The organism is Ruegeria sp. AG1, from assembly GCF_056541705.1.
In genome coordinates this window covers 151,393-177,398 of record NZ_JBQFYU010000010.1, presented here as the reverse complement: position 1 = coordinate 177,398, position 26,006 = coordinate 151,393, and the positions used below count along the sequence as shown (strand labels likewise).

Here is a 26,006-nt window from a genome sequence, read left to right as displayed (position 1 = left end):
TTGTTGTTTCATTTTTTGCCGGGCGTTCCATCGAACTTTTTCTCAAGCGAGGCCCAGCAGTCAATATAGTCGTCCTGCAGCGGCGCCTCTTTTGCAGCAAAGGCGGTCAGATGCTGCGGAAAGCGTGTTTCGAACATGAAGGACATCGTGTGATCCAGCTTGTCCGGCCCCAGATTGGCGTTTGAGGCTTTTTCGAACGCTTCGCGATCCGGACCATGCGGGATCATCATGTTGTGCAGGCTCATGCCGCCCGGAACGAAGCCCTGAGGTTTGGCGTCATACTGGCCGTAGATATTACCCATCAGCTCGGACATGATGTTCTTGTGATACCACGGCGGGCGGAACGTGTCCTCGGCCACCATCCAACGCTCGCGGAACAGGACGAAGTCGATATTGGCCGTGCCGGGCTGGCCCGAAGGCGCTGTCAGGACGGTGAAAATCGACGGATCCGGGTGGTCGAACAAGATTGCGCCGACAGGGCAGTAGGTGCGTAGGTCATATTTGTAGGGCGCATAGTTGCCGTGCCAGGCGACCACGTCCAGCGGGCTATGACCGATCTGAGTGACGTGGAACTGCCCGCACCATTTGATCGTCACGGTCGAGGGCACCTCTCGGTCCTCGAACGCAGCAACCGGCGCTTTGAAGTCGCGCGGATTGGCCATGCAATTGGCACCAATCGGGCCGCGACCCGGCAGTTCGAACTTCTGGCCGTAATTCTCGCAGACAAATCCGCGTGCCGGACCTTCCAGCACTTCAACACGGTAGAGCAACCCGCGCGGCAGGATCGCGATTTCCTGCGGCTCCAGATCAATGATCCCCAGCTCTGTCACAAAGCGCAGGCGGCCGTCTTGCGGCACCACCAGCAGCTCGGAATCGGCCGAGAAGAAATAGTCGTCCACCATCGAGTCGGTGACCAGATAGACATGGCTGGCCATACCGACCTGTGTGTTCACATCCCCCGCCGTCGTCATGGTGCGCATCCCGGTCAGCCACGTTAAAGGGGCGTCAGAATGCGGAACCGGGTCCCAGCGATACTGGCCCAGGCTGATCACGTCCGGATCAACGCATGGTGCCGATTTCCAATAGGGCAGGTCGATTTTCTCGTAACGATGCGAATGCTTGACCGAAGGACGAATGCGGTAGCACCACGTGCGCTCGGGCGGGTTGGCAGTGAACGCCGTGCCGCTGAGCTGTTCGCCATAGAGGCCATAGTTACAGCGCTGCGGGCTGTTCATGCCCTGCGGTAGCGCGCCAGGCAAAGCCTCGGTCTCAAAATCATTGGCCCAACCGGGCATGTAACCCTTAGAAATGGCGTTCCCATCTTCTGCAACGGTCAATCCGCTATGTTTAACGAGTGCATTCATCTGGATCTCCTTATCACTCGATTCGAGAAGATTTTGGGTTCGCAGTAAATATTTGTTGCATTTGCAACGTTGTCAATATTTTTGTTGCAGATGCAATGAAAATCTGAATTCAATAACGCCGAAGGGAAATCGCTGCATGAGCACCAAAAACTTGCCCGAGTTCGATTTGGAAGGGTTCTTGCCATACCGGCTTACGGTGCTGGCGGCTCGACTGAGCGCCGAAATGGCGCAGCAGTATAAACACGAGTTTGGCGTTTCGAACCCCGAATGGCGCGTCCTTGTGAACGTTGGATACGCCGAAAACCCGTCAGTTCGGGACATCGAAAAGCGGGTCAGTCTAGAAAAGTCAAAGGTCAGCCGGGCGGCCGCACGGCTTGAATCCCGCGGACTGATCACCAAGGTTGAAGATCCTGCCGACAGACGACTTGTCAAACTCGACCTTACGGAAAAAGGCGCGGATCTTCTCAGCCAATTGGTCCCAATTGCGCTGTCGTTTCAATCCAGCCTGGAAACCAAACTTGGTGCGTCTGAGGAAGCGCTGAATGCCGCCCTCGATCTGCTGTCGGAAGAATGAATGATAAAACTTTATGACTATTGGCGATCTTCAGCCAGCTATCGTGTGCGGATCGCGTTAGGCCTTGCCCGGGAAAGCTGGGAAACCGTCATCGTAAACCTGCTGGAAGCTGAGCAGCATTCCGACACGCATCTGTCCAGAAACCCTCAGGGCCTGGTGCCGGTGTTGGAAATAGACGGCAATAGGTTCACCCAGTCGCTAGCGCAGATCGAGTATATTGACGAAACCAGAGGCCTTGGCCTTTTGCCCTCGGACCCTGTGGGCCGCGCCGAGGTGCGTGCGTTGTCTTATGCTGTGGCAATGGATATCCATCCGGTTTGCAACCTTCGAGTGGTGAAATGGGCCGTAGAACACTCAGGGAACCAGATTTCGAACGAAGGCTGGATGCAGCATTTTATCGGCGAAGGTCTGGCGGCTTACGAGGAGATGGCGCAGGGCGGTCCGTTTTCCTACGGTGACCGTGTAACGCTTGCCGATGTTTGCCTGATGCCTCAGCTATACAACGCGCAAAGATGGGGTGTTGAATTGGCTGACCTGCCCAAGATTTCTCGGATCAAGGACAGCTTGGATCAGATCCCGGCCTTTCAGAACGCCCATCCGGACAACAGCCCTCATTAACTGTTTTCGTTCTCGCGACTCTGCCTATAGTCAGCCACAGCCTTTTCAAGAGCGCGAAGTCCATCCTTAAGCTTGTCTATGTCCTCATCGCTCATGCGTTCCAAAATCGAGTCAGCACAGTTCTGCACGGCTGGAAAAACTTCGTTGAATAGGGACTTGCCAGCCTCGGTACAGGAGTATTGGCGCAGCCTCCGGTCACTGTCCGCGACGGCGCGGCCAATCAGGCCCTTTTTCTCTAACCTGGTCGCAGCACGGCTTACCTGAACTTTGTCCAACGTGGTGCGCTGCGCTAGTTGGAGCGAGTTCGACTGACCCGCGCTGGCCAATAGAAAAAGCAGACGCCATTCCTCTCGCGAGAGGCCGTAGGTTCGACCATAGACCTGAACAAGCTGGCGAGAAAACGCCTCGGCGGTCGATGCAAGCTGATAAGGGAAATAAGTCTCAAGGTTCATAGGATCGCCTCTTCTGCCAACAATATAAATCGTTGCAAGTGCAACGATTTGATTTAGATCAAATTGCTTCAAGGCGGGCTTGTATAATCATTGCAAATGCAATGAATCTGGAGGAGGTTTCAATGAACGCTCAGAATCTCAAGCTCGACCAAATTCATCACGTCGCATATCGCTGCAAAGACGCGAAGGAAACCGTCGAGTTCTACACCAAGATGCTGAATATGGAGTTTGTTCTGGCTATCGCCGAAGATCATGTTCCTTCGACGCATGAACCTGATCCCTACATGCACCTGTTTCTGGATGCGGGAAACGGAAACGTGCTGGCGTTCTTTGAACTGCCGACCAAGCCTGAAATGGGGCGTGACCCGAATACCCCGAAATGGGTCCAACACATTGCGTTCAAGGTCAAAGACCGTGATACGCTGATCGGATTTAAGGACCACCTTGAAGCCAACGGTATCGACGTGCTCGGCGTCACCGATCACTCGATATTCCATTCAATCTATTTCTTTGATCCCAATGGCCATCGCGTGGAATTGGCCTGTCCTGACCCAGAGGAAGCGGAAATGATCAAACGGCTGGATACGGTGAAATGGGACATGCTCGAAGAGTGGTCGCGTACCAAGAAGGCACCTCAGCATGCGGACTGGCTTCATGCCAAAGAGTTGGGGAAAAAGTGATGCTGAACACCTACGATTTTCCCGAATTTCCTTATGTGCAGTCAGAGGAAAGAAATCCGGCCAGACGGTTCGCCATCCCGTCGTGATCGTCAGGGGCGGGCCGGTTGGATTGACCGCCGCGCTAGATCTTGCCGCGCAAGGGATGAAAGTTGTTGTGCTGGACGACAACAACACGGTTTCAGTCGGTTCTCGGGCTGTCTGCTACGCCCGCTTGTCCGGGCGTGATATCTTAGCCGCCTTCTGCGAAAAAGAGTGGTTTAAGGGGCGGTGGAAACTCCCTTGTGGTGCAACTTGTTTACCCTCGAAGACATGTGCGATTAACTTCTTGAACACTCTGGCGCGCAATAGGATGCCAGCTAACCAAGAGTGACAACACCGTTTTCGACCCATTCGTCAAATTTGGCCAGAACGGCATTGCAAAATGCGGCGTCGTTGATATGGGCGTCCAGCTCAGTCATCGGCACCTGGTCCGGCATGACCTTGCGGGCCTCATCGACCATGTCAGCAAGGGCTGCGGGGTCATGTGCCTCTTCGCCTTCCTTGTCCCATGCTTCAACGCCTTGCAACGGCAGGAAGAAATGAACCGGCCCGGTTGCTGCTTCCAGCCGGTTTGCAAGTTCCCTGATCCAGGCGCGGCGTTCCTCGCCATTGAAGACCGAGCTTTTGATCAGGCGGTTATGTTCGTGAAACGGGCGATCTGCATATTGATCCGGGATCTCTTGCCAGCCCGCGAAATCCAGCAGGTCCAGAGCGCCCGGTGCAACCATCTGCGGCGTGCCAACGCGTCCGGCATTGGTAACGCGATCCTCTCCGCTTGAAACAACGGAACCGGCCAGCAGATTACCAAATTCCTGCATGCAGAAATCCATCACGCAGACAAACGCGTTTTCGGCGGCCAGTTTTTCAAAGGCCATGCCACCCATGCCTGTCGAGTGGAATACCGCAACCTCAAAGCCGCGCTCTTCCAGCGCTGGTTTAAGGGTTTTCATGTAACGCAGGCAGGACGATCCAAGGCTGGTCATGCCAATCAGGGGTTTGCTACGATCCGGCGCGATGGCGGCTTTGGTTGCGCCGACCACGGCCCCCGCAGCCTGTGCCAGAGAAGACCTGCAGATCGAATTCATACCGTACAATCCGCCAGCCCACAGGATCATCTGTATGTCGGGGGCCATCCGATGTGGTGGGATTAACGGTGAGAAACTGACTGTCGAAACGATGTATTTCGGGACCCCCATGGGCAGGGCCTGTGCACAATCCAGCGCAAGGTCGGTACCCATGGTTCCACCAGTGGCCAGCATCCCATCAAACCGGCCATCGGCATAGGCTTTCGCCACGACCTTGGCAGCCCCGGCGGACATGACGCGAAAGGCCTTGTTCTCATCCCCAAGCGCAATCACCTCGTCGATGGTTCTGCCTTCGGCCGCCGCGACGTCATGTTTCGAGATATCGGTCGGTGTTTCAGGATCGCCAAGAACGGAGACGTCCATCGTCAGCACATCTGCTCCTTGCGCCCTTACGGCGTCTTCGATGAACCGCATCTCGGGGTCTTTGGTGTCGTATGTCCCGATCAGCAGGATCGTTTTATTGGTCATGGTTTCCTCCCGTGCGTGCGGTTTATCCGAGGTAGCGCGTTAGCAACTCTTGGGCGGTATCTTTGAACCGCATGTTTCGTGCCTCTGATCCATCTTCGCCCATGCGGGACGAAATCCAGCCGACATAAGTCACCGCGCGCAGGGCAATGAACAGATCAAGATGCTCGGTGTCTAGCGCACGTTCCAACCGGTATCCCTCAAGCAGGGCCGCTTGCAGGGCGTCGTAGTCCGGCTCGCATAGGTTTTTCAGCAGTGTCGTGGCGATATCGAACAGACGGAACCCGAACCCGGCATCGTCGAAATCAATCAGCCAGAGCTTGTCGCCTCGGACCATCACGTTTTCACGTACCAGATCGGCGTGGATCAGGCCGTAGTCCAGTTGGTTTTCGATCTGCAGTAAGTCATTGTAAGCTTTCTCGCGGAACGCAGTGAACAGGGCACGATCCTCGCCAGAAAGCGTGGGGTTTTCCCAGAACCGGTCCCACAATGGGGCATCGCCCAGCAGTCCAGCACGATCCCAGGACCAGCGCTCAAAGTCATCGGGACGCGTCCAGGCATCGCTGACTTCGTGCAGCTTTGCCATCTCATGCCCGAGGGCCCGAAACAGCCCGGTACGATCACAATGGTCGATCCCGGTTTCGGTCGATCCCAGCGGGCGGCCGGGCAACCAGTCAAGCATATCGACCTGGATCCCGTCCAGCAGTTGCAAATAGCGGCCATCCGTGGCCGGCAATGGTGTGGGTACACCGACGCTTTTTAAATCCAGCTCGACGATCCACTGCAGCTCGGACCTCAAGGCGGTATCCGAATGCAAGCCTTTGCGGTGCAGGCGCAGGGCATAGCTTTTCGTGCCGATCTGAACCCGGTAGACGTGATTTTCGCGGGCCGCGATCAGCGACCATTCGGCACCGTCCATGCCCCAAAGGGTCAGGGCTTGCTCGACAATCGGTGTCATAGGGTCAGCGGGGTTTCGGCCAAAACCTCGTCCAATGAGTCAAACAGCAGATCGGCATTCTCTTTTGAGAACGGCATCGGTGGACGGATCTTGAGCGTGTTCTTATGGCGGCCTAGTTTTGAATGGATGACCCCCCGGTGCCGCATCGCGTTGATGACCCGATCGGTGAATTCGCTGGCCGGTTCCTTGGTTTGACGATCCAGCACCATCTCGGCCCCGAAGATCAGGCCCGAGCCGCGCACATCGCCGATGAACTCGTATTTCTGCTGCAAAGATGTCATGCGCGCTCGGGCGTGATCGCCCACGGTCTTGGCATTGGCGACAAGGCTTTTGTCCTCAATCTCTTCCAGTACCGCCATCGCCGCTGCGCAGGACACCGGGTTGCCACCGAACGTGTTGAAGTACCGATACCCCTTGCGGAAGGTGGCAAGGATTTCGTTGCGCGTTACGACACCGCCCACCGGATGACCGTTGGCCATGGGTTTGCCCATGGTCATGATGTCCGGCACCACGCCCATCTTCTGATGCGCCCACATATGGGTGCCGGTTCGGCCAAAACCCGATTGAACCTCGTCGCAGATCAGCAGGCCACCGGCCTCGCGCACCACTTCGGCCACGGATTTCAGCCAGCCGTCGGGATGGTCGGGGAAGCCTTCATTCAGGAAATAGGGACAGAGGACCAAAGCGCTAAAGCCGATGCCGGTCTTTTCATGCTCAGCAATCTGTTCGGCCACAGCATCGGCAAACTTGCTGCCGTCTGGGTCTGGGTTTCGATAGCTGTCTGGTGCGCCCACAAACCGGAAATACCGATCCAGACCAAAGCCAACGGTCGGCACGTTTGATTTGCTCAACTGGCTGACCAGAGAAGTGTTGCCGTGATAGGTTGCATCCGTAGCAATGATACCGCGTTTACCGGTCATGCCTTCGGCCATGCGCAGGGCGATGTCATTGGCCTCGGACCCGGTGCAGGTCAGGATGGCGGTGTCCAGCGAGGCATCCATCGTGCCCGTCAGCTTCTCAACATAGTCAAGAATGCCGTCATGCAAATAACGCGTGTGGGTGTTGAGCGTTGACGCCTGGCGGCAGATCGCCTCGACCACGCGGGGGTTGCAATGGCCGACATGCGGGACGTTGTTGTAGCAATCCAGGTATTTGCGCCCGTCCGCATCCCACAACCAGACCCCTTCGCCCTTCACGATATGAAGCGGTTCGTCATAAAAGGTCGAGACATTCGGGCCCAGCAGCTTGGTCCGGCGTTCAACAAGCTCGGCGGATTTCGCAGGAAGTGTCATTCAGCAGACCTTTGGTCAGAGTTTTATCCAGGCGGTTTTCAGGTCGAGATATTTCTCGAACGCATGCAGGGATTTGTCGTGCCCGTTGCCCGACTGGCGCACACCACCCAGTGGCACGGTCAAGTCAGAGCCGCCATAGGTGTTCACATGCACGACGCCAGCGCGGATGCCAGCGATCATGCGATGCGCGCGACCCAGGTTGGATGTCCACACACCCGAGGAGAGGCCATAAACCGAGTCATTGGCCAACCTGATCGCTTCGTCCTCGTCCTTGAATGGGGTCACGGCCAGAACCGGGCCAAACACTTCGTTCTGGAACAGATTGTCCGTGGATTTGACCCCGGTCATTACGGTCGGGGCCATATAGTAGCCACCGGTTTCCTCAAGGAGGCGCTTGCCACCAGTGCGACGCTCGGCGCCTTCGGCCTCAGCCTTGGTGACGAAGTCCAGATTGGATTCCAACTCAGGCAACGAATGGACCGCGCCGATTTGCGTGTCCAGATCAAGCGGATTGCCAACGCGCATCGCTTCAGCATGTTTGACCAGTTCGGCGACAAAATCGTCGTGGATGCCCTCTTGAACCAACAACCGTGATCCCGCGATGCAGATCTGGCCTGCGTTGCGGAAGATGCCACCTGCGGACACTTTGGCGGCCTCGCTCAGGTCCGGGGCGTCGTTGAATACGATGTTGGGGGACTTGCCGCCCAGTTCCAGATAGCAGCGTTTCATGTTCGAACGCGCCGAATACTCCAGCAGTCGACGGCCTGTAGCCCCCGAGCCTGTGAACACCATGATGTCCACATCCATCGACAGCGCCAGCGTTTCGCCCACAACCCGGCCTGACCCGGTGACGACGTTCAGCACGCCGTCGGGCACTCCGGCCTCGGCGGCCAGTTCGGCCAGTTTCAGCAGCGACAAGGATGCGCTTTCAGCCGGTTTCAACACGACCGAGTTGCCGGTAGCCAGCGCAGGGGCCAGTTTCCAGCTGCCGATCATCAGCGGCATGTTCCACGGCACAATCGCTCCGACGACGCCAACTGGTGCGTGATGGATCAAGCCCAGTACGTTTTCTGCCGTTGGCGCGATCTGCCCGTAGACCTTGTCAATCGCCTCGGCGTAGTAGCGGAATGTGCCAGCTGCCGACATCGGCTCGGCCTTCATGGCCATTGTGATTTCGGTGCCATTGTCGCGCACCCCCAGAACCGCCAGTTCAAGCGCATGTTTTTCAATCAGGTCGGCCAGCTTCAGCAGGACCTTTTTGCGCTCGGCAGGGGACCTGCGTGACCAGCGCCCATCTTCGAAAGCCGCCCGCGCAGCGCTAATCGCGGCCTCCATGTCTGCCGGAGTGCCTTCGGCAATTTGGGTCAGTACTGCGCCATCGACAGGCGATAGCACCTCCCGGTGTCCACCTTCCGAAGCGGCGACCCAACGCCCGCCGATGAAGTGAGATCGAGGGGACAGAATCTGAGAGCGAAGGGCATCAATATCGGATTGGTTCATGGCAGAGTTACCCTTGCTGATTGGGGTGATCAGAGTCGACCGGTTGCGCGGTCGGCTCGGGTTTCAGCTTGTTGCGGAACTCGTAGTATAGCGTGCGGAAATGCAGCAGCAGGATCAGCACGATCAGCGCCGTCAGGATCGCCGCAATCGGGCGGTCGACGAAATCGAGCGGTGATTTGACCCGCGCCATGGCACTGCGCAGTTTGACCTCCATGATCCCGCCCAGAACCATGCCCAGAATGATCGGCACAATCGGCAGGTCCAGCCGTTTGAGGATCAGGCCGAACACACCAAACCCGGCCGCAATGGCGCAATCGGTTATCGAGTTACGCAAACTGTAGACGCCGACGAAGGCGAGGATCAGGATCATAATGCCCAGAAACCGTGTGGGGATCTGGATGATCTTCAGCAGCAGGTTGGTCGAGAAGAGCAGGAAAACCAGAACGATCACGTTCAGCAGTATCAGCGCCATATAGAGCGCCATCACAAAATCCATCTGGTTCTCAAACAGCTGTGGGCCGGGGATGACATTGTGCACGTAGAACACCGACAGCATCATTGCGGTCAGCGCTTCGCCCGGGATACCCAGCGCCAGAAGTGGGATCATGGCTGCGCCGGGCACTGCATTGTTGGCAGCTTCAGACGCCACCAACCCTTCTGGCGAGCCATCCCCGAATTTTTCGGGGTCTTTCGAGGTTTTCTGCGCATAGGTATAGGACAGGAATTGCGAGGTGAATTCACCGGTGCCCGGCACCATACCCATGAACACGCCGATGCTAGAGGACACTGTTGCTACGCGCTTGATGCCCAGCAGTTCCTTGAGGCCGGCGAAGATGTTGCCGCTGACATGCGTTTCGCCGGGTGCGTGGTTCTTTTCAAGCAGCAAAAGCAGGGCCTGACTGATGGCAAACAGGCCTAGAACGACCACGATCAGATCGACGCCCGAAGCCAACCAGCTTTGGTCAAACGTAAAGCGGCGGGTGTACTTCACTGGCTCAAGTCCAACGGTGTTAAGGAAAATCCCGAAAGAGGCCAGCATCCCGGCGGCAAAAATCTGGCCGCGGTGGGCGAGGATCACAAGAATGATGCCCAGAAGGGCGGCCAAAAATATCTCTCGGCTGCCGAAATGCGGTGCGATCAACGCCAGAACAGGCGACAGGATCATTAGGCAGATGATGGCAAAGACACCACCGAAGAACGAAGCGGAATAGGCCAGCGACAGAGCGCGATGCCCCTGACCGCGTTTGGTCATGGGATAGCCGTCATAGGTGGTCAACGCGTTCACCGCCGTACCGGGCGTGTTGATCAGAATGGCGGGGATGGCACCTCCATACATGGACGAGCCATAGATACCCAGCAACAGCGTTAGGCCCACAATGGGTTCAAAAGCGAAGGTGGCAGGCAGAAGGATGGCGATGGCAACCGCAGCGCCAACACCGGGCAGCGCGCCAATAATGACCCCACCGATGGATCCAATCAGAAGAGCAACGATCACCTGCCATTGTGTCAGGATCGCAAGACCGGACAGAAGCGTTTCCATTGGCGAACCTCAGAGATAAGTCAGCGCAAAGGCGCGCACGGAATCGGGTAGGTATTCATAGGCGGCACCGGCCGGGATTTTCACTTGCAGGAAGGCTCGGAAAATAATGGTAACCGCCACACCGAAAGCCGCCGCAAGGCCAATTGCCCCAGCGCTTCGGAACCCGGTTCGGACTGCAAGGAATACCGCGAACAGAACGGTCGAAGGCAGGTATCCAAGAAGCGGGACAACGGCGACGTAGATCAGAAAATAGGCGACGTATTCAAGGGACCGCAGCCAGAACGCGACTTCGGGCCAGCGACCCGGAATGCGGTCTGACATGGCGGAGCTGAGCCAGTGCAGAAAAGCAAAGGCGGCCATTGCCCAGAGCGAGACCATTGGCCAGAAGCTTGGTTGCGCAAACCACTTGGTGCGTTTGACAACTTCGGTCTGCGTTCCCAGTTGGCTCAGCAGAAAAACCGAAAATATCAGGAAGGCCAAAGCAAAAACAACATCGCCGGGGCGGCGGTATCGTTTGAACATGTCTTGCAATGTCTTTGCGATCATTTTGGCCTCCTGCTGGATAGAAAAAGGCCCGACAGTATTGCAATACGCCGGGCCAGTTTCGCGTTATTCGCCTAGAATCTCTTCGATTTTAGAGAACGAGGCTTTGTCCTGTTCGATCTGTGCATTCGAGGCATCCGGATCCTGCCAGTAGATCAATGCTCCGGTTTCTTCGGCAAGTTGCTTGGCCTTGTCAGATTCCAGCGCTTTCTGTGCAGCTGCAGTGATCTTTTCGCGTGCTTCGGCCGGGGTGTCCTTGTGGACGAACAGACCATTCCACAGGGCCAATGGCAGTTCGGGGTGCAGCTCGGTAACCGTGGGTGTTTCCGGGACCAAAGAGATTCGTTCGCCACCGATGCTGGCTAGAACATTCACTTGGTCCAGACAGGGAAGAACAAGTTGAAGCGTCGTGTTGATCACGTCCACGTCGCCCGAAGCCAGTGTGTTGCAGTCCAGCGCGTCGAAGGCGGCTTCGCTGGCGAAGTCAAACCCACTGCTGACTGCGGCCGCAAAGGTGACTTGTGTGGGCGGCAGAACCGAGCCGAAGTGACCAAGCGCGACATCGTTTTCTTTGCCGTGTTCCACCAGTTCTTCCCATGTCGCGAACGGGGCATCCTTGCTGGAGGCAATGACGAAGGGATAGGTCAGAAAAATGCCAATCGGTTCGAACGGGTTGGGGTTGAGCTCGGGAATGCCAATGTCCGGGCCGATGACCGGTACGCCTATGACGAACGAGCCAACGGTGTAGCCATCTGCAGGAGCGGTCGCAACTTCCACCGCTCCGGGGAACGGACCACCGCCGCCACCGGGCTTGTTCACGACGGCGGCAGGTACACCATACATGGCCTGAAATTCGTCGGCGATCATCCGTGTGAGAACGTCTTCCAAGTCACCCGGAGGCCATGGAACGACAAAGGAAACCGGTTTCTCTGGATACTCGGCCAGTGCGGCGGTTGCAGAAGCAACAAAAGCGGCGGCTGTTAGAACTTTCTTCATTGACACCTCCTGTCGGTGGTTCATTATTTGATCCGCGTTAACAATAATAATGTTGCTTTGTTAAGCTTGTTCTGTCAAGTATTACCTTAACAGGAGGATGTGAATCGCATGGGTACTGCCCTGAACGCCCTGAAAATGCTCAACTACTTTTCAAACGCTCGGCCAGAAATTGGGTTGAGTCAGTTTGCGCGCCTGTCTGGATTGAACAAAGCCACGGCGCTGCGCCACCTGCGGGCGCTTGAGGAATACGGGTTGATCGAGCAGAACCCCATGACCAAATCCTATGCGGTCGGACCTGCTGCTTTGCGCCTGGCCGCGTTGCGCCAGATTGCCCGTCCCGGTATCGAGAGCGCCCGCCAGAGAATGCAGGTCGCGATGCAGGACGTTGGTGAAAGCCTGCATCTTTCCTTGCTTGAAAAAGAGTGGCTTCAAACCGCGCTGGTGGTCGAAACGAACCGCCACAGCGTGCGCGTCAGCCTCGACCCCAGCGAGATTCTTCCGATCAATGCGACAGCATCAGGTCTTTGTATGCTCAGCTTCGGGCCATCTTTCTTGCTGGACCGTATCAATCAGAAAGAACAAGTACGGTACACGGACGCCACGCTGACCGACCCGGCCAAGATCAAAGAGCGGGTCGCGGCAATAAGCCAGGCCGGTTGGGCAAATAGCAGTGGAAGCTATGAAGATGGCGTCTATGGCTATGCGGCACCCATCTTCGGCATTGATCAAGTGGCGCTGGGAACCATTGCGATTGCCGTTCCCGAAGGCCGCGCCGGAGACGACCGGCTGCCGGAAATCCTGACCGCCCTGCGCGCCCTCTCAACTGACCTGACCGCAAGTTTTGGCGGTCAACTTCCCGACACTTTCCCAACCGAATTCCACCCGTGAGCGGGTGGGCGAAAAACCCGGAGACCCGAGAAATGAAAGACTCGAACTTTCTCAAAGAAAACAACGCGCGTTACTTCTGGCACCCGATGGCGCATCCCGCCGACAGTCAGAAGAATCCGCCCACGATTCTGAACGGCGGCGAGGGTGTCAGTATTGTCGATGTCGATGGTCACAAGGCGCTGGACGCGGTCGGGGGGCTTTGGAACGTCAATCTGGGCTATTCCTGCGAGCCGGTTAAGCAGGCCATCGCCGATCAGCTGAATGCGCTGCCCTACTATTCGACCTTCCGTGGCACCAGCAACGACAAGGCAATCGAGCTGTCTTATGAACTGGCGCAGTTTTTTGAGCCCGACGGCCTGACCCGCGCATTCTTTACCTCGGGCGGCTCGGATTCGGTTGAGATCGCGCTGAAAATGGCGCGGCAGTATCACAAGGTGCGGGGCGAGGCCGGGCGCACCAAATTCATCAGCCTGAAACAGGGTTATCACGGCACCCATTTCGCCGCCGCTTCGGTTAACGGCAATCAGAAGTTCCGCGCGGCCTATGAGCCGATGATGCCGGGCTGTTTCCATGTGCCCGCGCCGTGGACCTATCGCAACCCGTTCGACGAGACCGAACCTGGGCGTTTGGCGCAGCTTTGCGTCAAAGCGCTTGAGGCCGAGATTTCATTCCAGGGCGCGAACACTGTTGCGGCTTTCATCATGGAGCCGGTTCTTGGGGCAGGGGGCGTAATCCCGCCGCATAAGAGTTTCATGCCGATGGTGCGTGAGGTCTGCTCGAAACACGGCATTCTGCTGATCTCGGACGAGATCATCACCGCTTTTGGGCGTACCGGCAGTGAAAGCGGTGCACGGCATTGGGGGGTGCAGCCCGACATCATGACGACGGCCAAAGCCATTACCAATGGTTACTTCCCGTTTGGGGCGGCGATGATTTCGGGTGCTGTTGCCGAGGTGTTTGAAAATGACACCACCGGCAAGGCGTCGGTAGATCAGGGCTATACCTATTCCGGTCACCCGGTTGGGGCAGCAGCAGCGTTGGCCGCGCTGTCAGAGATCAAGCGCCTGCGCGTCTGGGAAAACGCCGCCTCGCGCGGGGATGAGCTGTTTGCTGGGTTGCAAAAACTGGCCGAGAAATACGACGTGATCGGAGATGTGCGCGGCGGCGAGGGGCTGATGTGTGCGCTGGAACTGGTCTCGGATCGCTCGACCAAGGCACCCATCGCGAAACACTTGCCGCTGCAGGTTCAGAAAGCGGCTTATGAAGACGGTGTGATGGTGCGTGTGTCCGGCAACAACATCATTCTGTCTCCGCCGCTGATCATTACATCTGAGGACGTGGCCAAGATCCTATCCGCGCTGGATACCGGTCTGGCGACGCTTTAAACGTCACCTACCTGACTTCGCCCGTCCCGGGCGGGGTCAGACTTTAACCGCCTGCAACTCTTCAAGAAGGTCCAGGAGTTGGTTCAGCTTATCGCGGCCCATCTGCGCTTCTATATTGTTTGAGATCGCCAGCGACGTGGCAAGGTTGTCTTCCAGAACCGCGCGGCCGGCATCGGTGATCTGAACCATGGTGCGGCGCTTGTCTTGTTTGTCCTGGCGACGGGTGATTTGGCCATCGGTCTCCATCGTGCGCAGAATGCGGGTGAGGCTGGGCAACAGAAGGCAGGCCTCGTGGGCAATTGCGCTTTGCTCAACCTCGCCCAACTCGTCCAAAACCCTCAGGATGCGCCATTTCTGTTCGGTGAGTTGAATGTCATGAAGCATATCTCGGATCGGTGCCATGACGGCTTCCCGTGCGCGCAATAGCGCAATCGGAAGGGATCGGGCGGTACTTTTTGTATGGCTTTGCGTGGTCATGCGGCCTTCTAAATCGGCAATCCCGAAATTGCAAAGATTAACAAGGCAAGTTCTTGACAGCGAGATCGCAAAAAAGTAAACATGTTAACCAATGAGGGAGGGCACATGCCACATTTTCAAGTCGAGTATTCCGGAAACCTAGAGGATAAGGTCGACATGGATGGCTTGTGTGAGTGCATCCGAGCAACGGCTGCTGAAATCGACGCCTTTCCGATGCCGGGAGTTCGTGTCCGCGCTGTGCGTGTCGATCATTTTGCAATTGCAGACGGTAATCCGGCGCATGGCTTTATCGATATCTCGATCCGCCTGCGCGCCGGTCGGTCCGACGAGGTAAAGCAGGATGCCACGCAGCGCATTTTCGAGGCGGTCAAAGCGTATTTGGCACCAGCCTTCAAACATCATTCAATCGCGCTCTCGCTTGAGATGCGCGACATCGACCCGAAGCTTTCGCCCAAGACTGGTACGATCCGCGATCACCTTGGCGCCATCACGCAGGAGACCTGACCCATGAGCGTACTGGACACCAACATCGAAAAACTGGCGGGCTTTCTGGCGCGGTTCAAAGAGGCAGGCATCAAGAACCGTATCGCGGGCGAGGATGTTGCTGGTTCCGCCGGTGTATTTCAGTCTACCTCGCCGGTCGACAAGTCTGTGATCTGCGATGTTGCCCACGGTACCGCTGAAGACATTGACATCGCTGCGAAAGCGGCTCATGCGGCCTTTGCAGACTGGCGCGACATGCCTGCCACCGAACGCCGCCGCATTCTGCTTAACGTGGCCGATGCCATCGAAGCGCGCGCCGAGGAAATCGCGCTGTGCGAATGCTGGGATACCGGTCAGACCCTGCGATTTATGTCCAAGGCGGCTCTGCGCGGAGCCGAGAACTTTCGCTATTTTGCAGATCAGGTTGTGCAGGCGCGCGACGGTCAGCATCTGAAATCGCCGACCCTGATGAATGTCACCACCCGCGTGCCGATTGGTCCGGTTGGCGTGATCACCCCGTGGAACACGCCGTTCATGCTGTCGACCTGGAAGATCGCGCCCGCTCTGGCTGCAGGCTGTACCGTGGTTCACAAACCCGCCGAGGATTCGCCCCTGTCAGCCCGCTTGCTAGTCGAAATCGCCGAAGAGGCCGGATTGCCCAAAGGTGTACTGAACACTGTGAACGGCTTTGGCCCCGATGCGGGTAAGGCGTTGACTGAGCACCCTATGATCAAGGCCATCGCCTTTGTTGGCGAAAGCCGCACAGGTAGCATCATCACCAAACAGGGCGCGGACACGCTGAAGCGGATGCATCTGGAGCTCGGCGGCAAGAACCCGGTCATCGTGTTCGACGATGCCGATCTGGACCGCGCTTTGGATGCCGTGATCTTCATGATCTATTCAATCAACGGCGAGCGCTGTACCTCGTCCTCGCGCTTGCTGGTGCAGGACAGCATCAAGGAAGAGTTCGAGGCCAAGCTGATCGAACGTGTGAACAACATCAAGGTTGGCCACCCTCTGGATCCGGCAGCCGAAATCGGTCCGCTGGTGACGGAAGAGCACTACAACAAGGTGACCAGTTATTTCGACATCGCCAAAGAGGACGGCGCGACCGTCGCAGCCGGAGGTGTGAAGCTGGGTGACGAGGGGTACTTCATTCGTCCGACCCTATTCACTAATGCCACCAACCAGATGCGCATTGCGCGTGAAGAAATTTTTGGCCCTGTCCTGACCTCAATCCCGTTCTCAACTGAGGAAGAAGCGCTGCAGATGGCCAATGACACGCCTTATGGTCTGACCGGGTATGTCTGGACCAACGACCTGACGCGGGCGCTGCGCTTTACCGACAAGCTTGAGGCTGGAATGATCTGGGTGAACTCGGAAAATGTGCGCCACCTGCCGACGCCCTTTGGTGGCGTCAAAGCGTCCGGTATCGGGCGCGACGGTGGCGACTGGTCGTTCGAGTTTTATATGGAGCAAAAGCACATTGGCTTTGCAACCGGTCAACACAAGATCATGCAATTGGGGAAGTAAATTAGCGGCACTGTCCCCATTGGGCGGGGACAAAGCTAGGATAGAAGTAAACGCGCACAAACTGGTCCGGCACTTTACGCTTACTGCAGGACCGAAGGATGTCAGGTAGCTTCAACTTTGGTTGCCAGGCATTACAAATGCGAGGAGGAACTGCCATGGGAAAGATTGTACAGGCCGCGAAGATAACGCATGTGCCAAGCATCTGGATGTCCCACACGATGCCGAAATACAAAGGCATCCGCCAACCTGCCATCGATGGCTATGCGCGCCTTCGTCAGGATGCGATCGACCGCAAGGTCGATACGTTTGTCATTTTTGACACCCACTGGATCACCAATCAGGGGTTCCACCTGAACACGAAAGAGCACCACAAGGGCCGGTTCATTAGTCATGAACTGCCGCACATGCTGGCGGATATGGAGTTCGACTATCGCGGCGATCACGAGCTTGGGGAAACCATCCTTGATGTTCTGCGCGAACGTGGCGAACGGGCCCTTGGGCATTCGCACCCCGATATGGGTATGGAGTACGGCACCCTGCTTCCGATGCACTTCATCAACGAAGGCGTGAATGCGCGGGTTTTGCCCGTGGCAGTCAACCAATTCTCGTCCATCGCTGAAAATCGGGTCTGGGGTGAAGCCATCGCCGAAGGCATCCGACGCTCGGACCGTAACGTGTCGATCCTGGCCTCGGGGTCGTTGAGCCACGACTTCACCCCCAATGAACGCTCGGTCGATGGACTGAACTCGGTAAACGGCGAGTTCAATCGCCAGATGGATATGCGCGTGTTGGATCTTTGGGAACAGGGCCGCTTCGAAGAGTTCCTCGAGCTTCTGCCCGACTACGCCAAGAAATGCGTGGGTGAGTGCGCGATGAACGATACCGCTTTGTTGTTCGGTGCCCTTGGATGGGGCAGCTACAAGGGCAAGATCGACATCTACACCCCGTATTTCGGAAGCTCCGGGACTGGGCAGGCCAATGTCAGCTTCTCGGTTTGAATCCGGAAATACAGGGAAATTCTAATGACTGAACTGCGTCTCAACGATCCCACTTTGCTTGCCGAAAAGGCGCGGGTCGGGTCCAGATGGGTTGATGCTTCAGACAGTGAGCGCGCGATTGACGTGATAAACCCGGCGACGGGTGAGTTGATCGGTCGTGTGCCAAATCTGGGTGCTGCTGAGACGGTCGAGGCGATTGCCGATGCGCAGCGCGCGCAGAAAGACTGGGCCAAACGTACCGCGAAAGAGCGCAGCCAAATCTTACGTCGCTGGTATGATCTGATGATGGAAAACCAGGATGATCTGGGTGCCATTCTAACCGCCGAACAGGGTAAGCCTTTGGCCGAAGCGAAGGGCGAGATCGCCTATGGCGCCAGCTTCATCGAGTGGTTCGCCGAAGAGGCCCGCCGGACCTACGGCGATGTCACACCCGGCCATGCGCCGGACAAGCGGATCATTACTGTCAAGCAACCCATCGGCGTTGTGGCCGCGATAACGCCGTGGAACTTTCCCAACGCCATGATCACCCGGAAGACTGGACCGGCCTTTGCGGCGGGCTGTTCGATGGTGTTGAAACCCGCCAGCCAGACGCCGTTCTCGGCCATCGCACTAGCCGTTCTCGCCGAACGAGCGGGACTGCCCGCAGGTTTGTTCTCGGTCTTAACCGGTTCGGCGCGGGAGATTGGTGGTGAGATGACCTCGAGCCCGATCGTGCAAAAGCTGACCTTCACCGGTTCGACTGAGATTGGAGCGATGCTTTATGCGCAATGCGCCCCGACTATCAAGAAGCTGGGGTTGGAATTGGGCGGCAATGCGCCGTTCATTGTGTTCGACGATGCCGATCTGGACGCCGCAGTCGAAGGCGCCGTGATCGCGAAATTTCGCAACAATGGGCAGACCTGCGTATGTGCAAACCGCATCTATGTGCAGGCCAGGGTTTACGACGCCTTCGCTGAAATGCTAGCTGCAAAAGTTGCGGCCCTGCCAACCGGCAATGGGTTTGATGAAGGTATCGTTTTCGGCCCTCTGATCGACAAAGCTGCCGTGGAAAAGGTCGTCGAACATATCGGTGACGCGACTTCGAAGGGGGCTAAGATCGCGCTTGGTGGTAAACCCCACGCACTTGGCGGCACCTTCTTTGAACCCACCATTCTGACCGATGTGACCTCGGATATGGCGGTGGCGACCGAAGAAACCTTTGGCCCCGTCGCTCCCTTGTTCAAATTCGAAAGCGAAAGCGACGTTGTCGCCGCTTCCAATGATACCGAATTCGGCTTGGCCTCGTATTTCTACTCTCGCGACATGGCGCGTGTCTGGCGCGTATCCGAGGCGTTGGAATACGGTATGGTCGGTGTGAATACCGGTCTGATTTCAACGGCAGAGGCTCCATTCGGCGGTGTCAAAATGTCGGGTCTTGGACGCGAGGGATCTCGATATGGCCTCGATGATTTTATGGAGTTGAAGTACATCTGCATGGGCGGAATTTCCCCTTCTGAGGAGGCTTAGTGTATGAATTGGGACGAATTTTCTCACTGGGGGCAGCAAATCTCCAACTGGGCTGCTGACTACCACAAGACTTTGGCAGTTCGGCCTGTTCGGGCGCAGACAGCGCCGGGTGATATCGCCGCGCAGCTTGAAATTTCTCCCCCGGAATCTGGTGAGCCGATGGCGGCCATCATGGCCGATTTTGAGCGTATCGTGATGCCCGGGATCACTCACTGGCAGCACCCTCGGTTCTTTGCGTATTTCCCGGCGAATGCCGCCCCGCCTTCGATGCTGGCTGAGATGCTGGTGACCACTATCGCTGCGCAATGCATGCTCTGGCAAACCGCACCCGCAGCGACTGAGGTCGAAGGCGTTATGGTGGACTGGTTGCGACAAGCCCTCGGTCTGCCAAATGGTATGACCGGTGTCATTCAGGACAGCGCGTCTTCGGCGACTTTGTCTGCGGTACTGACGATGCGCGAACGCGCTACTGGGTACACAGGTAATCGCCAGGGGCTGAACAGCAAAGGGGCGCTGCGGATTTATTGCTCAGACCAGGTGCATTCCTCGATTGACCGAGCTTGTTGGGTTGCTGGCATCGGCCAGGATAACTTGGTCAAGCTGCCGACGCAGGGACCGACCTACGCGATAGATGCGTCCGCGCTTGAGGCCGCTATCCGCGATGATATCGAAGCCGGTCATGTGCCAGCCGGGATCATTGCGATCACAGGCGGCACGGGCGTTGGGGCCTGTGATGATCTGGAAATTGTGGCTGACATCGCGCGGGAATACTCCCTTTATACCCATCTCGACGCGGCTTGGGCCGGATCGGCCATGATTTGCCCGGAGTTCCGCGAAGAGCTTTGGCCTGGGGCGGGGCGGTATGACAGCATCGTTTTCAACCCGCACAAATGGATGGGCGCTCAGTTCGATTGCGCCATCCAGTTTCTGCGTGACGCCACACCGCAGCTCAACACGCTGAAGATCGAACCCGAATACCTCAAGACAACCGGTGCAGAGGTGACGAATTATTCGGAATGGACGATCCCGTTGGGACGTCGGTTCCGCGCGCTGAAGATTTGGTTCCTGTTGCGCTCTTACGGGTTAGACGGTCTGCGTGCACGAATCCGAAATCACGTCGTTTGGGCCAATGAGGTGGCCGAGAAGATTGGCGCGATGGAGGGGTTCGAGATCACGACTGGGCCGATACTCAGCCTGTTCTCTTTCCGTTGCCCGGGTGACGATGCGAGGCAGCAGCGTCTGGTTGATGCGCTGAATGATGACGGCCGGATTTATCTGACCCAAGGCATGTTTGATGGTCGCAAGATTATTCGTTTTCAGGTCGGACAATTCGATACAACACGCGACGATGTACTGATGGCAGCAGACGTTATTCGTGAGGTTTGGGAGACACTTAAATGAAATTCGCAACCTTCTCTGCCGATGGGCAGACTTACTTTGGTGCGATCACGGATGTCGGCGCAATTGCGTTGAATGATGCTTTCCCAGATCACGCGAGCCTTTATGAGGTAATCGCTGCTGGAACATTTGATCAACTGGCAGCAGTCGCCAATAGTAAGGACGTGACCCACACGAATTTCACCTACGAGATGGTGATGCCCGATGTCCGCCGCATCCTGTGCGTCGGCGTTAACTTCCCGGACCGCAACGCCGAATACAAGGACGGCAGCGCACAGCCCAAATACATGTCGCTGTTCCCGCGGTTCGCCAGCGGCTTCACCGGCCACAACCGCCCTCTGATCCGTCCGCCGGAAAACCACACGCTGGACTACGAAGGCGAAGTGGCGATTATCATCGGCAAGACTGGGCGTCGGATTTCGCAGGAGGACGCCTACGACCACATCGCAGCCCTGACGCTGTGCAACGAAGGTACGATCCGCGATTGGGTGCGCCACGCCAAGTTCAACGTCACGCAAGGCAAGAATTGGGATAATACGGGTGCTATCGGCCCGTGGTTGGTGCCGTTCACCGACGCCGCGCAACTGGACGATGCCCGTCTCCAGACCCACGTGAATGGCGAGTTGCGTCAGGACGACACCCTGAACCGCATGATGTTCCCGATCCGGCGCGAGATCGAATACATCTCGACCTTCATGACCCTGCAGCCGGGCGACATCATCGTCACCGGAACGCCGACCGGGGCAGGGGCGCGGTTTGATCCTCCGAAATATCTGGCCCCGGGTGATGTAGTTGAGGTGTCTGTCGAGGGCATCGGTACGCTACGCAACACAGTTGAGGATGAACAGCAATGACGCCCGAAGATCATGCCCGCGCAGCTGCTGATCTGCTGAGCGCGGAACGGACCGGAGAGCAGATTGGCCTGCTAACACTGCGCCACCCCGAGATGGGAATGGACGATGCCTATAAAGTGCAGAACGCCATCTATCGCCAGAAGCTGGGCGAGGGGCGCAAGGTGATTGGCTGGAAGATCGGTTTGACCTCGAAAGCGATGCAATATGCGCTGAACATCGACATCCCTGACAGTGGCATCCTGTTTGACGACATGGCCTTTGAACACGGTGGAACGGTTCCGGAGGGTCGTTTCATCCAGCCGCGCATCGAAGCCGAGATCGCCTTTGTGATGAAGTCTGCCGTTGGAGGCGAGAACATCACCCACGAGGACATCATCGCTGCCACGGACTATGTAGCGCCTTCCATTGAAATTCTCGACACGCGTATTCTACGCGTGGATCCCGAGTCCGGCAAAGCTCGCACAGTATTCGACACGATCAGCGACAATGCCGCCAATGCAGGTATCGTGCTGGGCGCAGACCGGCACGCCGTGGATGCTTTTGATCTCCGCTGGGTCGGTGCGCTGACCTTCCGCAATGGTGAAATCGAGGAAACCGGCCTAGGCGCGGGCGTTCTGAACGATCCGGTCGAAAGCGTTGTCTGGCTGGCCCGTCGCATGGCGCAATACGGACAATACATCGAACCCGGTCAAATCATCCTGTCCGGCAGCTTTATCCGCCCGGTCGAGTGCCCGTCGGGTACTGAAATCCATGCCGATTTCGGGCCATTTGGCTCGGTCGATATCAATTTCGCCTGAAAGGAAAGCCGCATATGCCTGCGCCAAAGAATACGTTCAAAGCCGCTCTCAAGGCGGGGCAGCCGCAGATCGGCTGCTGGATCGGGATGGCCAACGCCTACACGGCCGAGATCGCAGCAACCGCGCAATTCGACTGGCTGCTGGTTGACGGTGAACACGCGCCGAATGATCTGCGCTCGATCCTCGAACAGGTGCAGGTGATCGAAGGATCAGGTAGCACTCCGGTCGCGCGCCTGCCGATAGGCGAAACCTGGATGATCAAGCAATATCTGGACGCAGGCGTGCAGAACCTTCTGGTGCCCATGGTCGAAAGCGGGGATCACGCGCGTGAGCTGGTTCGGGCAGTGCAATACCCACCGCATGGCGTGCGGGGCGTTGGATCAGCACTGGCGCGGGCATCGCGGTTTTCAGCCATCCCGGACTACCTGAAAACGGCGGACGAACAGATTTGCCTGCTGGTTCAGGTCGAAAACCAAAAAGGTATGGCTGCGTTGGACGATATTCTGTCCTCCGATGTGGATGGGGTGTTCATCGGCCCCTCCGATCTGGCCGCCGATATGGGCCATATCGGCAATGCCGGTCACCCTGACGTGGTTGCAGCCGTGCTGGACGCGCTGGCCCGCATCGTGGCGGCGGGTAAGGCGGCGGGTATCCTGACCCTAGATCCGGCGATGCAGCGCAAATGCCTGGATCTGGGAGCTACATTCGTGGCTACCAATATCGACGTGACCCTATTTGCAACTGCGATGCGCAACGCCGCCGAAGTCGGGCTGGGCCTTCTGCCGGATCAGACCGCCTCGGGCGTTGCGGAAACCGCTGCAGCCAGCAAATATCTGCAGCAGCTGTGTAAACACTGGTCGCACAAGGCCGAGGTGTTTTTTGACGAAAAGAAGGGAAGCGTGGCCTTCGCAGATGGCGACAGCGTGACCCTTGAAGCGAATGACGACAGGCTGACGATTAAAGCTGAGACCGGGCCGCGCGGGGACATGGAGCAGTGGAAAGGCGTGATCGAAGCCCATCTGGTGCGGTTTGCCTTTCGGGAAGAGTTCCGCATCGAATGGTTTAAGTAAGAGCACCAAAAAATGCCAGAACCTATCTATGCCATTGGTGACATCCACGGTCAGTTGCACATGCTAGAGGACGCGCTGGCCCGCATCGAAAAGGACGGTGGGCCTGATGCGCAAATCGTCTTTATCGGTGATTGCACGGATCGCGGCGCCCACAGTCGACAGGTTCTCGATCTATTGGTGAAAGGGCAGTCCGAAGGCAGAAACTGGACATTCCTGCGCGGCAACCACGATCAGATGTGCGCAATGTTCCTTGAGGACTACCCGCGAAACGACGCGCGTCTACTGGTCGGGTATCATTGGCTGCATCCTCGAATAGGCGGCGTTGAAACGCTAAACTCCTATGGCGTTGAGGTTAGCGAAGGGGATCGAATATATCAGGTCCATGCCCGGGCCAAAGCCGCCGTGCCGCAGACCCATATCGATTTTCTGGCAGGTCTGTTGCCCTACTACCTGCACAACGACGTTTTGTTCGTCCATGCAGGCATACGGCCCGGTATTCCCTTGCTTCGTCAGGACCCCGATGACCTGATCTGGATCCGAGAAGAGTTTCTGGACTATCCGGAACCTCACCCATGGCTGGTCGTTCACGGCCATACCCACGTCGCCCGCCCTGAACACCGTGGAAACCGTGTGAACATCGATACCGGGGCGGGATATGGCAAACCGCTGACGGCTGCGGTTTTCGAAGGATCGAAGTGTTGGCTGTTGCACGACGAGGGGCGCAAGCCCCTGACTTACATTGGCTCCCTATAGGTTTTGATAAACCAGAAAACCCTCGTTGCTGAAACCAATTAACGGTCTTGTCAAATTAGCTTTGCTTGAGCGGGGCAGGGCAGTTGCATAGCTTTTGCCCATGTTCAAAACCGAGTACTTCAAGTACTTAAAACTAGTCTTGAGTTCATCCGCCTTGTGACGATACTGTAAATCCGTTTCCCGCTCTCGCTTCGAAATGTCGAAGATCTGCTGCACGAGCGAGGCATTGACGTGAGCCACGAAACTGTCCGGTATTGGTGGAACAGGTTTGGCCTGATGTTTGCTGCTGAGATAAGGCGGAAGCGAGTTCGGTAGTTGCGGGCTTTCTCCAAATGAAAGTGGCACTTGGACGAGGTTTTCTTGAAGATGATTGGCAAGCGGCGTTTTCTCTGGCGGGCCGTAGATCACGCAGGTGATGTGCTGGAAACCTTGGTCACCAAACGTCGATAAAAGCAGGCTGCATTGAAATTCCTCGAGAAATAGAAGCAGCTAAACGGTGAAGCGGAAAACTTCGTCATGGATCATTTCGAATCTGGCAGATGTAAAATAGCTTGCTTCTCTCAAAAAGCAGCAGACGGGTGGGCGAGGACGTGTTTCCGCACATCAGCCTGCCAGAAACCTTTCTATCTGACGGAAAACACTGGTGGCACTGATTTGCGCTACAATTTCGGCGAAGAAGCTGATTTAGCTGGAAACCATTCAGAAATCTCTGAACAAGAGGCGGCGGCATTTCTGGCGAAATTCTGGGCTGCGTCTTTTATGGAACTGAATAATCAATTCGGCCGATCTAATTGACGCCACTCGGCTCACAGACCAAACTAACGTCGCATCTCGGATAGAAGCCAGATCTGTCTTTTCCGAGGGCTGGGCGAAAGCGTCAGATACCCAGCGACCAAACTCCTCTTAGTAACGGTCGCGTTACCGCACCACGTTGTTCGCTTTCAATAAGAACTACCTGGCAAAGCAAAGCAGTTAGATCGACCCTTAGGTTGTTTCGTACACTCTAGGCGTCATTCGTCGAAGTTCCAGATGTCGCGCTGAACCTTCCAGCCGTCTTTGCCTTTTCGGAAGTAAGGAACGTACTTACCAGTATGTACTTGACCTCCCATTGAACCTGTGAGCGTCCCCATCGTAGTTGCTAAGTCTCCACTGACATGAGCTGCTGTCGGATTGGCCAAAACGTTCTCCAAGCCTCCATCAATTGCGGCCTGCCAATATTCTCGAATGGCAGCGTGGCCAGACATTGTAGGAGCACAAGGTGGCATTAGGGGTCCATCCTCGGCGTAAGCCGCTGTCGCCATACCCGCGTCTTTAGCATTTATTCCTTCAATGATGGACGCGTCGAGCGCCTTTACACTTTCAACATCCGACATTTTCTCCTCCTAAGTTTACCCGGTGGTGTTGTCAGACTATCACAATAGCCTGTCTCGATGTTCACCTTCGTATGTGCGTGAAAAATACTTAAGTTTGGGAAAGCCAATTGTCGCTGCTTGGGCCGTCTTGACGCTTTAGGTAAGGCGTTTGATGGATGGCAATTAAGCCGGCAAAGCAGGCATCCATCGCAGATACAGCGAAGGTCCACTTTGAGCCTAAGTTGTCTATTCGGTTTTCTCGCTGCGTGCGCTCGCAGCAGGAGAAACTCTGCATTTGCGAATTTTGTTGAACGCTGCAGCGCTGACACGAAACCAGCCGTTCGCCGTTCGCACGGGATAGATCCAAGCTGCATGGATCAAGTCGCGGGTCATCCTTTTTCTATAG

27 protein-coding genes and 1 pseudogene are annotated in these 26,006 nt (G+C 56.7%); 17 read left to right on the top strand and 11 right to left on the bottom strand.

Translation table 11 applies throughout. The features are described from left to right. Positions 1-8: 8 nt before the first annotated feature. Positions 9-1,364 carry a homogentisate 1,2-dioxygenase gene (gene hmgA, locus ACR0B5_RS16280; RefSeq protein ID WP_480541815.1) on the bottom strand — a complete coding sequence of 452 codons (1,356 nt, stop codon included), beginning with the start codon at positions 1,362-1,364 and terminating at the stop codon, positions 9-11. A 136-nt stretch (positions 1,365-1,500) separates the two neighbouring features. On the opposite strand from hmgA, the gene ACR0B5_RS16275 reads away from it, so the two are divergent. Continuing rightward, complete coding sequence (locus ACR0B5_RS16275; RefSeq protein WP_480541813.1) at positions 1,501-1,938, top strand: MarR family winged helix-turn-helix transcriptional regulator; 438 nt, start codon at positions 1,501-1,503, stop codon at positions 1,936-1,938. Further along, positions 1,939-2,556 (top strand): maleylacetoacetate isomerase, encoded by a 618-nt coding sequence (gene maiA, locus ACR0B5_RS16270; protein ID WP_480541811.1) that lies wholly within the window; start codon positions 1,939-1,941, stop codon positions 2,554-2,556. On the opposite strand, the gene ACR0B5_RS16265 is transcribed toward maiA, so the two are convergent. After that, a complete protein-coding gene (locus ACR0B5_RS16265) occupies positions 2,553-3,008 on the bottom strand; it encodes a MarR family winged helix-turn-helix transcriptional regulator (RefSeq protein ID WP_480541809.1) in 456 nt (151 codons plus the stop codon). The genes maiA and ACR0B5_RS16265 overlap by 4 nt on opposite strands. Before the next feature lie 122 nt (positions 3,009-3,130). On the opposite strand from ACR0B5_RS16265, the gene ACR0B5_RS16260 reads away from it, so the two are divergent. Then, positions 3,131-3,688, top strand: coding sequence for a VOC family protein (locus ACR0B5_RS16260; RefSeq protein WP_480541807.1), 558 nt, complete (start codon positions 3,131-3,133; stop codon positions 3,686-3,688). Continuing rightward, complete coding sequence (locus tag ACR0B5_RS16255; RefSeq protein ID WP_480541805.1) at positions 3,648-4,058, top strand: FAD-dependent monooxygenase; 411 nt, start codon at positions 3,648-3,650, stop codon at positions 4,056-4,058. Before ACR0B5_RS16260 ends, ACR0B5_RS16255 begins: the two co-directional genes overlap by 41 nt. Here ACR0B5_RS16255 and ACR0B5_RS16250 read toward each other — a convergent pair. The 7 genes from ACR0B5_RS16250 to ACR0B5_RS16220 form a co-directional block, all read right to left on the bottom strand. Then, the gene (locus ACR0B5_RS16250; RefSeq protein ID WP_480541803.1) at positions 4,045-5,280 is read right to left on the bottom strand and encodes a Tm-1-like ATP-binding domain-containing protein; all 1,236 of its coding nucleotides are present in this window, start codon (positions 5,278-5,280) and stop codon (positions 4,045-4,047) included. The two genes, ACR0B5_RS16255 and ACR0B5_RS16250, sit on opposite strands and share 14 nt — an antisense overlap. Positions 5,281-5,302: 22 nt before the next feature. Further along, positions 5,303-6,235, bottom strand: coding sequence for a phosphotransferase enzyme family protein (locus ACR0B5_RS16245; protein WP_480541801.1), 933 nt, complete (start codon positions 6,233-6,235; stop codon positions 5,303-5,305). Next, complete coding sequence (locus tag ACR0B5_RS16240) at positions 6,232-7,527, bottom strand: aspartate aminotransferase family protein (protein WP_480541799.1); 1,296 nt, start codon at positions 7,525-7,527, stop codon at positions 6,232-6,234. The genes ACR0B5_RS16245 and ACR0B5_RS16240 overlap by 4 nt, the downstream gene beginning before the upstream one ends. A gap of 15 nt (positions 7,528-7,542) precedes the next feature. Beyond that, positions 7,543-9,027 (bottom strand): aldehyde dehydrogenase, encoded by a 1,485-nt coding sequence (locus ACR0B5_RS16235; protein ID WP_480541797.1) that lies wholly within the window; start codon positions 9,025-9,027, stop codon positions 7,543-7,545. A 7-nt stretch (positions 9,028-9,034) separates the two neighbouring features. Then, positions 9,035-10,567 (bottom strand): tripartite tricarboxylate transporter permease, encoded by a 1,533-nt coding sequence (locus ACR0B5_RS16230; RefSeq protein ID WP_480541795.1) that lies wholly within the window; start codon positions 10,565-10,567, stop codon positions 9,035-9,037. 9 nt (positions 10,568-10,576) lie between these two features. After that, positions 10,577-11,113 (bottom strand): tripartite tricarboxylate transporter TctB family protein, encoded by a 537-nt coding sequence (locus tag ACR0B5_RS16225; protein ID WP_170768371.1) that lies wholly within the window; start codon positions 11,111-11,113, stop codon positions 10,577-10,579. Positions 11,114-11,176: 63 nt separating this feature from the next. Beyond that, positions 11,177-12,106: a tripartite tricarboxylate transporter substrate binding protein gene (locus tag ACR0B5_RS16220; RefSeq protein ID WP_170768372.1), complete on the bottom strand. Its 930-nt coding sequence runs from the start codon at positions 12,104-12,106 to the stop codon at positions 11,177-11,179. Positions 12,107-12,214: 108 nt separating this feature from the next. On the opposite strand from ACR0B5_RS16220, the gene ACR0B5_RS16215 reads away from it, so the two are divergent. Further along, positions 12,215-12,994: an IclR family transcriptional regulator gene (locus ACR0B5_RS16215; protein ID WP_170768373.1), complete on the top strand. Its 780-nt coding sequence runs from the start codon at positions 12,215-12,217 to the stop codon at positions 12,992-12,994. 32 nt (positions 12,995-13,026) lie between these two features. Further along, positions 13,027-14,379 carry an aminotransferase class III-fold pyridoxal phosphate-dependent enzyme gene (locus ACR0B5_RS16210; protein WP_480541792.1) on the top strand — a complete coding sequence of 451 codons (1,353 nt, stop codon included), beginning with the start codon at positions 13,027-13,029 and terminating at the stop codon, positions 14,377-14,379. A gap of 36 nt (positions 14,380-14,415) precedes the next feature. Here the strand turns inward: ACR0B5_RS16210 and hpaR are convergent, their stop codons facing one another. Next, positions 14,416-14,856, bottom strand: coding sequence for a homoprotocatechuate degradation operon regulator HpaR (hpaR, locus tag ACR0B5_RS16205; RefSeq protein ID WP_480541790.1), 441 nt, complete (start codon positions 14,854-14,856; stop codon positions 14,416-14,418). Positions 14,857-14,961: 105 nt separating this feature from the next. On the opposite strand from hpaR, the gene ACR0B5_RS16200 reads away from it, so the two are divergent. From ACR0B5_RS16200 to ACR0B5_RS16150, 11 genes and pseudogenes are all read left to right on the top strand, one after another. Then, complete coding sequence (locus ACR0B5_RS16200; protein WP_480541788.1) at positions 14,962-15,360, top strand: 5-carboxymethyl-2-hydroxymuconate Delta-isomerase; 399 nt, start codon at positions 14,962-14,964, stop codon at positions 15,358-15,360. A 3-nt stretch (positions 15,361-15,363) separates the two neighbouring features. Further along, positions 15,364-16,872, top strand: a complete 1,509-nt coding sequence (gene hpaE / locus ACR0B5_RS16195) for a 5-carboxymethyl-2-hydroxymuconate semialdehyde dehydrogenase (RefSeq protein WP_480541786.1) — start codon at positions 15,364-15,366, stop codon at positions 16,870-16,872. A gap of 155 nt (positions 16,873-17,027) precedes the next feature. Then, the gene (hpaD, locus tag ACR0B5_RS16190) at positions 17,028-17,870 is read left to right on the top strand and encodes a 3,4-dihydroxyphenylacetate 2,3-dioxygenase (RefSeq protein ID WP_480541784.1); all 843 of its coding nucleotides are present in this window, start codon (positions 17,028-17,030) and stop codon (positions 17,868-17,870) included. A 24-nt stretch (positions 17,871-17,894) separates the two neighbouring features. Then, positions 17,895-19,376, top strand: a complete 1,482-nt coding sequence (locus tag ACR0B5_RS16185) for an NAD-dependent succinate-semialdehyde dehydrogenase (RefSeq protein WP_480541782.1) — start codon at positions 17,895-17,897, stop codon at positions 19,374-19,376. A gap of 3 nt (positions 19,377-19,379) precedes the next feature. Beyond that, positions 19,380-20,777: a pyridoxal phosphate-dependent decarboxylase family protein gene (locus tag ACR0B5_RS16180; RefSeq protein ID WP_480541780.1), complete on the top strand. Its 1,398-nt coding sequence runs from the start codon at positions 19,380-19,382 to the stop codon at positions 20,775-20,777. Further along, positions 20,774-21,628, top strand: a complete 855-nt coding sequence (locus ACR0B5_RS16175; protein ID WP_480541778.1) for a fumarylacetoacetate hydrolase family protein — start codon at positions 20,774-20,776, stop codon at positions 21,626-21,628. Before ACR0B5_RS16180 ends, ACR0B5_RS16175 begins: the two co-directional genes overlap by 4 nt. Beyond that, positions 21,625-22,425 (top strand): 2-oxo-hept-4-ene-1,7-dioate hydratase, encoded by an 801-nt coding sequence (gene hpaH / locus ACR0B5_RS16170; RefSeq protein WP_480541776.1) that lies wholly within the window; start codon positions 21,625-21,627, stop codon positions 22,423-22,425. The genes ACR0B5_RS16175 and hpaH overlap by 4 nt, the downstream gene beginning before the upstream one ends. Positions 22,426-22,439: 14 nt before the next feature. Next, complete coding sequence (locus ACR0B5_RS16165) at positions 22,440-23,495, top strand: aldolase/citrate lyase family protein (RefSeq protein WP_480541774.1); 1,056 nt, start codon at positions 22,440-22,442, stop codon at positions 23,493-23,495. A gap of 12 nt (positions 23,496-23,507) precedes the next feature. Further along, positions 23,508-24,248: a metallophosphoesterase family protein gene (locus ACR0B5_RS16160; protein ID WP_480541772.1), complete on the top strand. Its 741-nt coding sequence runs from the start codon at positions 23,508-23,510 to the stop codon at positions 24,246-24,248. A gap of 100 nt (positions 24,249-24,348) precedes the next feature. Then, positions 24,349-24,695, top strand: a pseudogene (locus ACR0B5_RS16155) (DDE-type integrase/transposase/recombinase); the annotation flags it as partial. Between the two features lie 69 nt (positions 24,696-24,764). Further along, positions 24,765-25,043: a hypothetical protein gene (locus ACR0B5_RS16150; RefSeq protein WP_480541770.1), complete on the top strand. Its 279-nt coding sequence runs from the start codon at positions 24,765-24,767 to the stop codon at positions 25,041-25,043. 215 nt (positions 25,044-25,258) lie between these two features. On the opposite strand, the gene ACR0B5_RS16145 is transcribed toward ACR0B5_RS16150, so the two are convergent. Next, positions 25,259-25,621 carry a YybH family protein gene (locus tag ACR0B5_RS16145; protein WP_480541769.1) on the bottom strand — a complete coding sequence of 121 codons (363 nt, stop codon included), beginning with the start codon at positions 25,619-25,621 and terminating at the stop codon, positions 25,259-25,261. Positions 25,622-26,006: the final 385 nt, after the last annotated feature.

What these genes read in the sequence shown, in the direction of transcription:
- ACR0B5_RS16250 (WP_480541803.1), bottom strand. Translation starts at nt 5,280, where the DNA reads ATGACCAATAAAACGATCCTGCTGATCGGGACATACGACACCAAAGAC.
- ACR0B5_RS16200 (WP_480541788.1), top strand. Translation starts at nt 14,962, where the DNA reads ATGCCACATTTTCAAGTCGAGTATTCCGGAAACCTAGAGGATAAGGTC.
- ACR0B5_RS16150 (WP_480541770.1), top strand. Translation starts at nt 24,765, where the DNA reads ATGGATCATTTCGAATCTGGCAGATGTAAAATAGCTTGCTTCTCTCAA.
- ACR0B5_RS16225 (WP_170768371.1), bottom strand. Translation starts at nt 11,113, where the DNA reads ATGATCGCAAAGACATTGCAAGACATGTTCAAACGATACCGCCGCCCC.
- ACR0B5_RS16265 (WP_480541809.1), bottom strand. Translation starts at nt 3,008, where the DNA reads ATGAACCTTGAGACTTATTTCCCTTATCAGCTTGCATCGACCGCCGAG.
- ACR0B5_RS16175 (WP_480541778.1), top strand. Translation starts at nt 20,774, where the DNA reads ATGAAATTCGCAACCTTCTCTGCCGATGGGCAGACTTACTTTGGTGCG.
- ACR0B5_RS16245 (WP_480541801.1), bottom strand. Translation starts at nt 6,235, where the DNA reads ATGACACCGATTGTCGAGCAAGCCCTGACCCTTTGGGGCATGGACGGT.
- maiA (WP_480541811.1), top strand. Translation starts at nt 1,939, where the DNA reads ATGATAAAACTTTATGACTATTGGCGATCTTCAGCCAGCTATCGTGTG.
- ACR0B5_RS16145 (WP_480541769.1), bottom strand. Translation starts at nt 25,621, where the DNA reads ATGTCGGATGTTGAAAGTGTAAAGGCGCTCGACGCGTCCATCATTGAA.
- ACR0B5_RS16260 (WP_480541807.1), top strand. Translation starts at nt 3,131, where the DNA reads ATGAACGCTCAGAATCTCAAGCTCGACCAAATTCATCACGTCGCATAT.
- ACR0B5_RS16215 (WP_170768373.1), top strand. Translation starts at nt 12,215, where the DNA reads ATGGGTACTGCCCTGAACGCCCTGAAAATGCTCAACTACTTTTCAAAC.
- ACR0B5_RS16235 (WP_480541797.1), bottom strand. Translation starts at nt 9,027, where the DNA reads ATGAACCAATCCGATATTGATGCCCTTCGCTCTCAGATTCTGTCCCCT.
- ACR0B5_RS16160 (WP_480541772.1), top strand. Translation starts at nt 23,508, where the DNA reads ATGCCAGAACCTATCTATGCCATTGGTGACATCCACGGTCAGTTGCAC.
- ACR0B5_RS16230 (WP_480541795.1), bottom strand. Translation starts at nt 10,567, where the DNA reads ATGGAAACGCTTCTGTCCGGTCTTGCGATCCTGACACAATGGCAGGTG.
- ACR0B5_RS16165 (WP_480541774.1), top strand. Translation starts at nt 22,440, where the DNA reads ATGCCTGCGCCAAAGAATACGTTCAAAGCCGCTCTCAAGGCGGGGCAG.
- ACR0B5_RS16180 (WP_480541780.1), top strand. Translation starts at nt 19,380, where the DNA reads ATGAATTGGGACGAATTTTCTCACTGGGGGCAGCAAATCTCCAACTGG.
- ACR0B5_RS16240 (WP_480541799.1), bottom strand. Translation starts at nt 7,527, where the DNA reads ATGACACTTCCTGCGAAATCCGCCGAGCTTGTTGAACGCCGGACCAAG.
- hmgA (WP_480541815.1), bottom strand. Translation starts at nt 1,364, where the DNA reads ATGAATGCACTCGTTAAACATAGCGGATTGACCGTTGCAGAAGATGGG.
- ACR0B5_RS16210 (WP_480541792.1), top strand. Translation starts at nt 13,027, where the DNA reads ATGAAAGACTCGAACTTTCTCAAAGAAAACAACGCGCGTTACTTCTGG.
- ACR0B5_RS16220 (WP_170768372.1), bottom strand. Translation starts at nt 12,106, where the DNA reads ATGAAGAAAGTTCTAACAGCCGCCGCTTTTGTTGCTTCTGCAACCGCC.
- ACR0B5_RS16275 (WP_480541813.1), top strand. Translation starts at nt 1,501, where the DNA reads ATGAGCACCAAAAACTTGCCCGAGTTCGATTTGGAAGGGTTCTTGCCA.
- hpaH (WP_480541776.1), top strand. Translation starts at nt 21,625, where the DNA reads ATGACGCCCGAAGATCATGCCCGCGCAGCTGCTGATCTGCTGAGCGCG.
- ACR0B5_RS16255 (WP_480541805.1), top strand. Translation starts at nt 3,648, where the DNA reads ATGCGGACTGGCTTCATGCCAAAGAGTTGGGGAAAAAGTGATGCTGAA.
- hpaD (WP_480541784.1), top strand. Translation starts at nt 17,028, where the DNA reads ATGGGAAAGATTGTACAGGCCGCGAAGATAACGCATGTGCCAAGCATC.
- hpaE (WP_480541786.1), top strand. Translation starts at nt 15,364, where the DNA reads ATGAGCGTACTGGACACCAACATCGAAAAACTGGCGGGCTTTCTGGCG.
- hpaR (WP_480541790.1), bottom strand. Translation starts at nt 14,856, where the DNA reads ATGACCACGCAAAGCCATACAAAAAGTACCGCCCGATCCCTTCCGATT.
- ACR0B5_RS16185 (WP_480541782.1), top strand. Translation starts at nt 17,895, where the DNA reads ATGACTGAACTGCGTCTCAACGATCCCACTTTGCTTGCCGAAAAGGCG.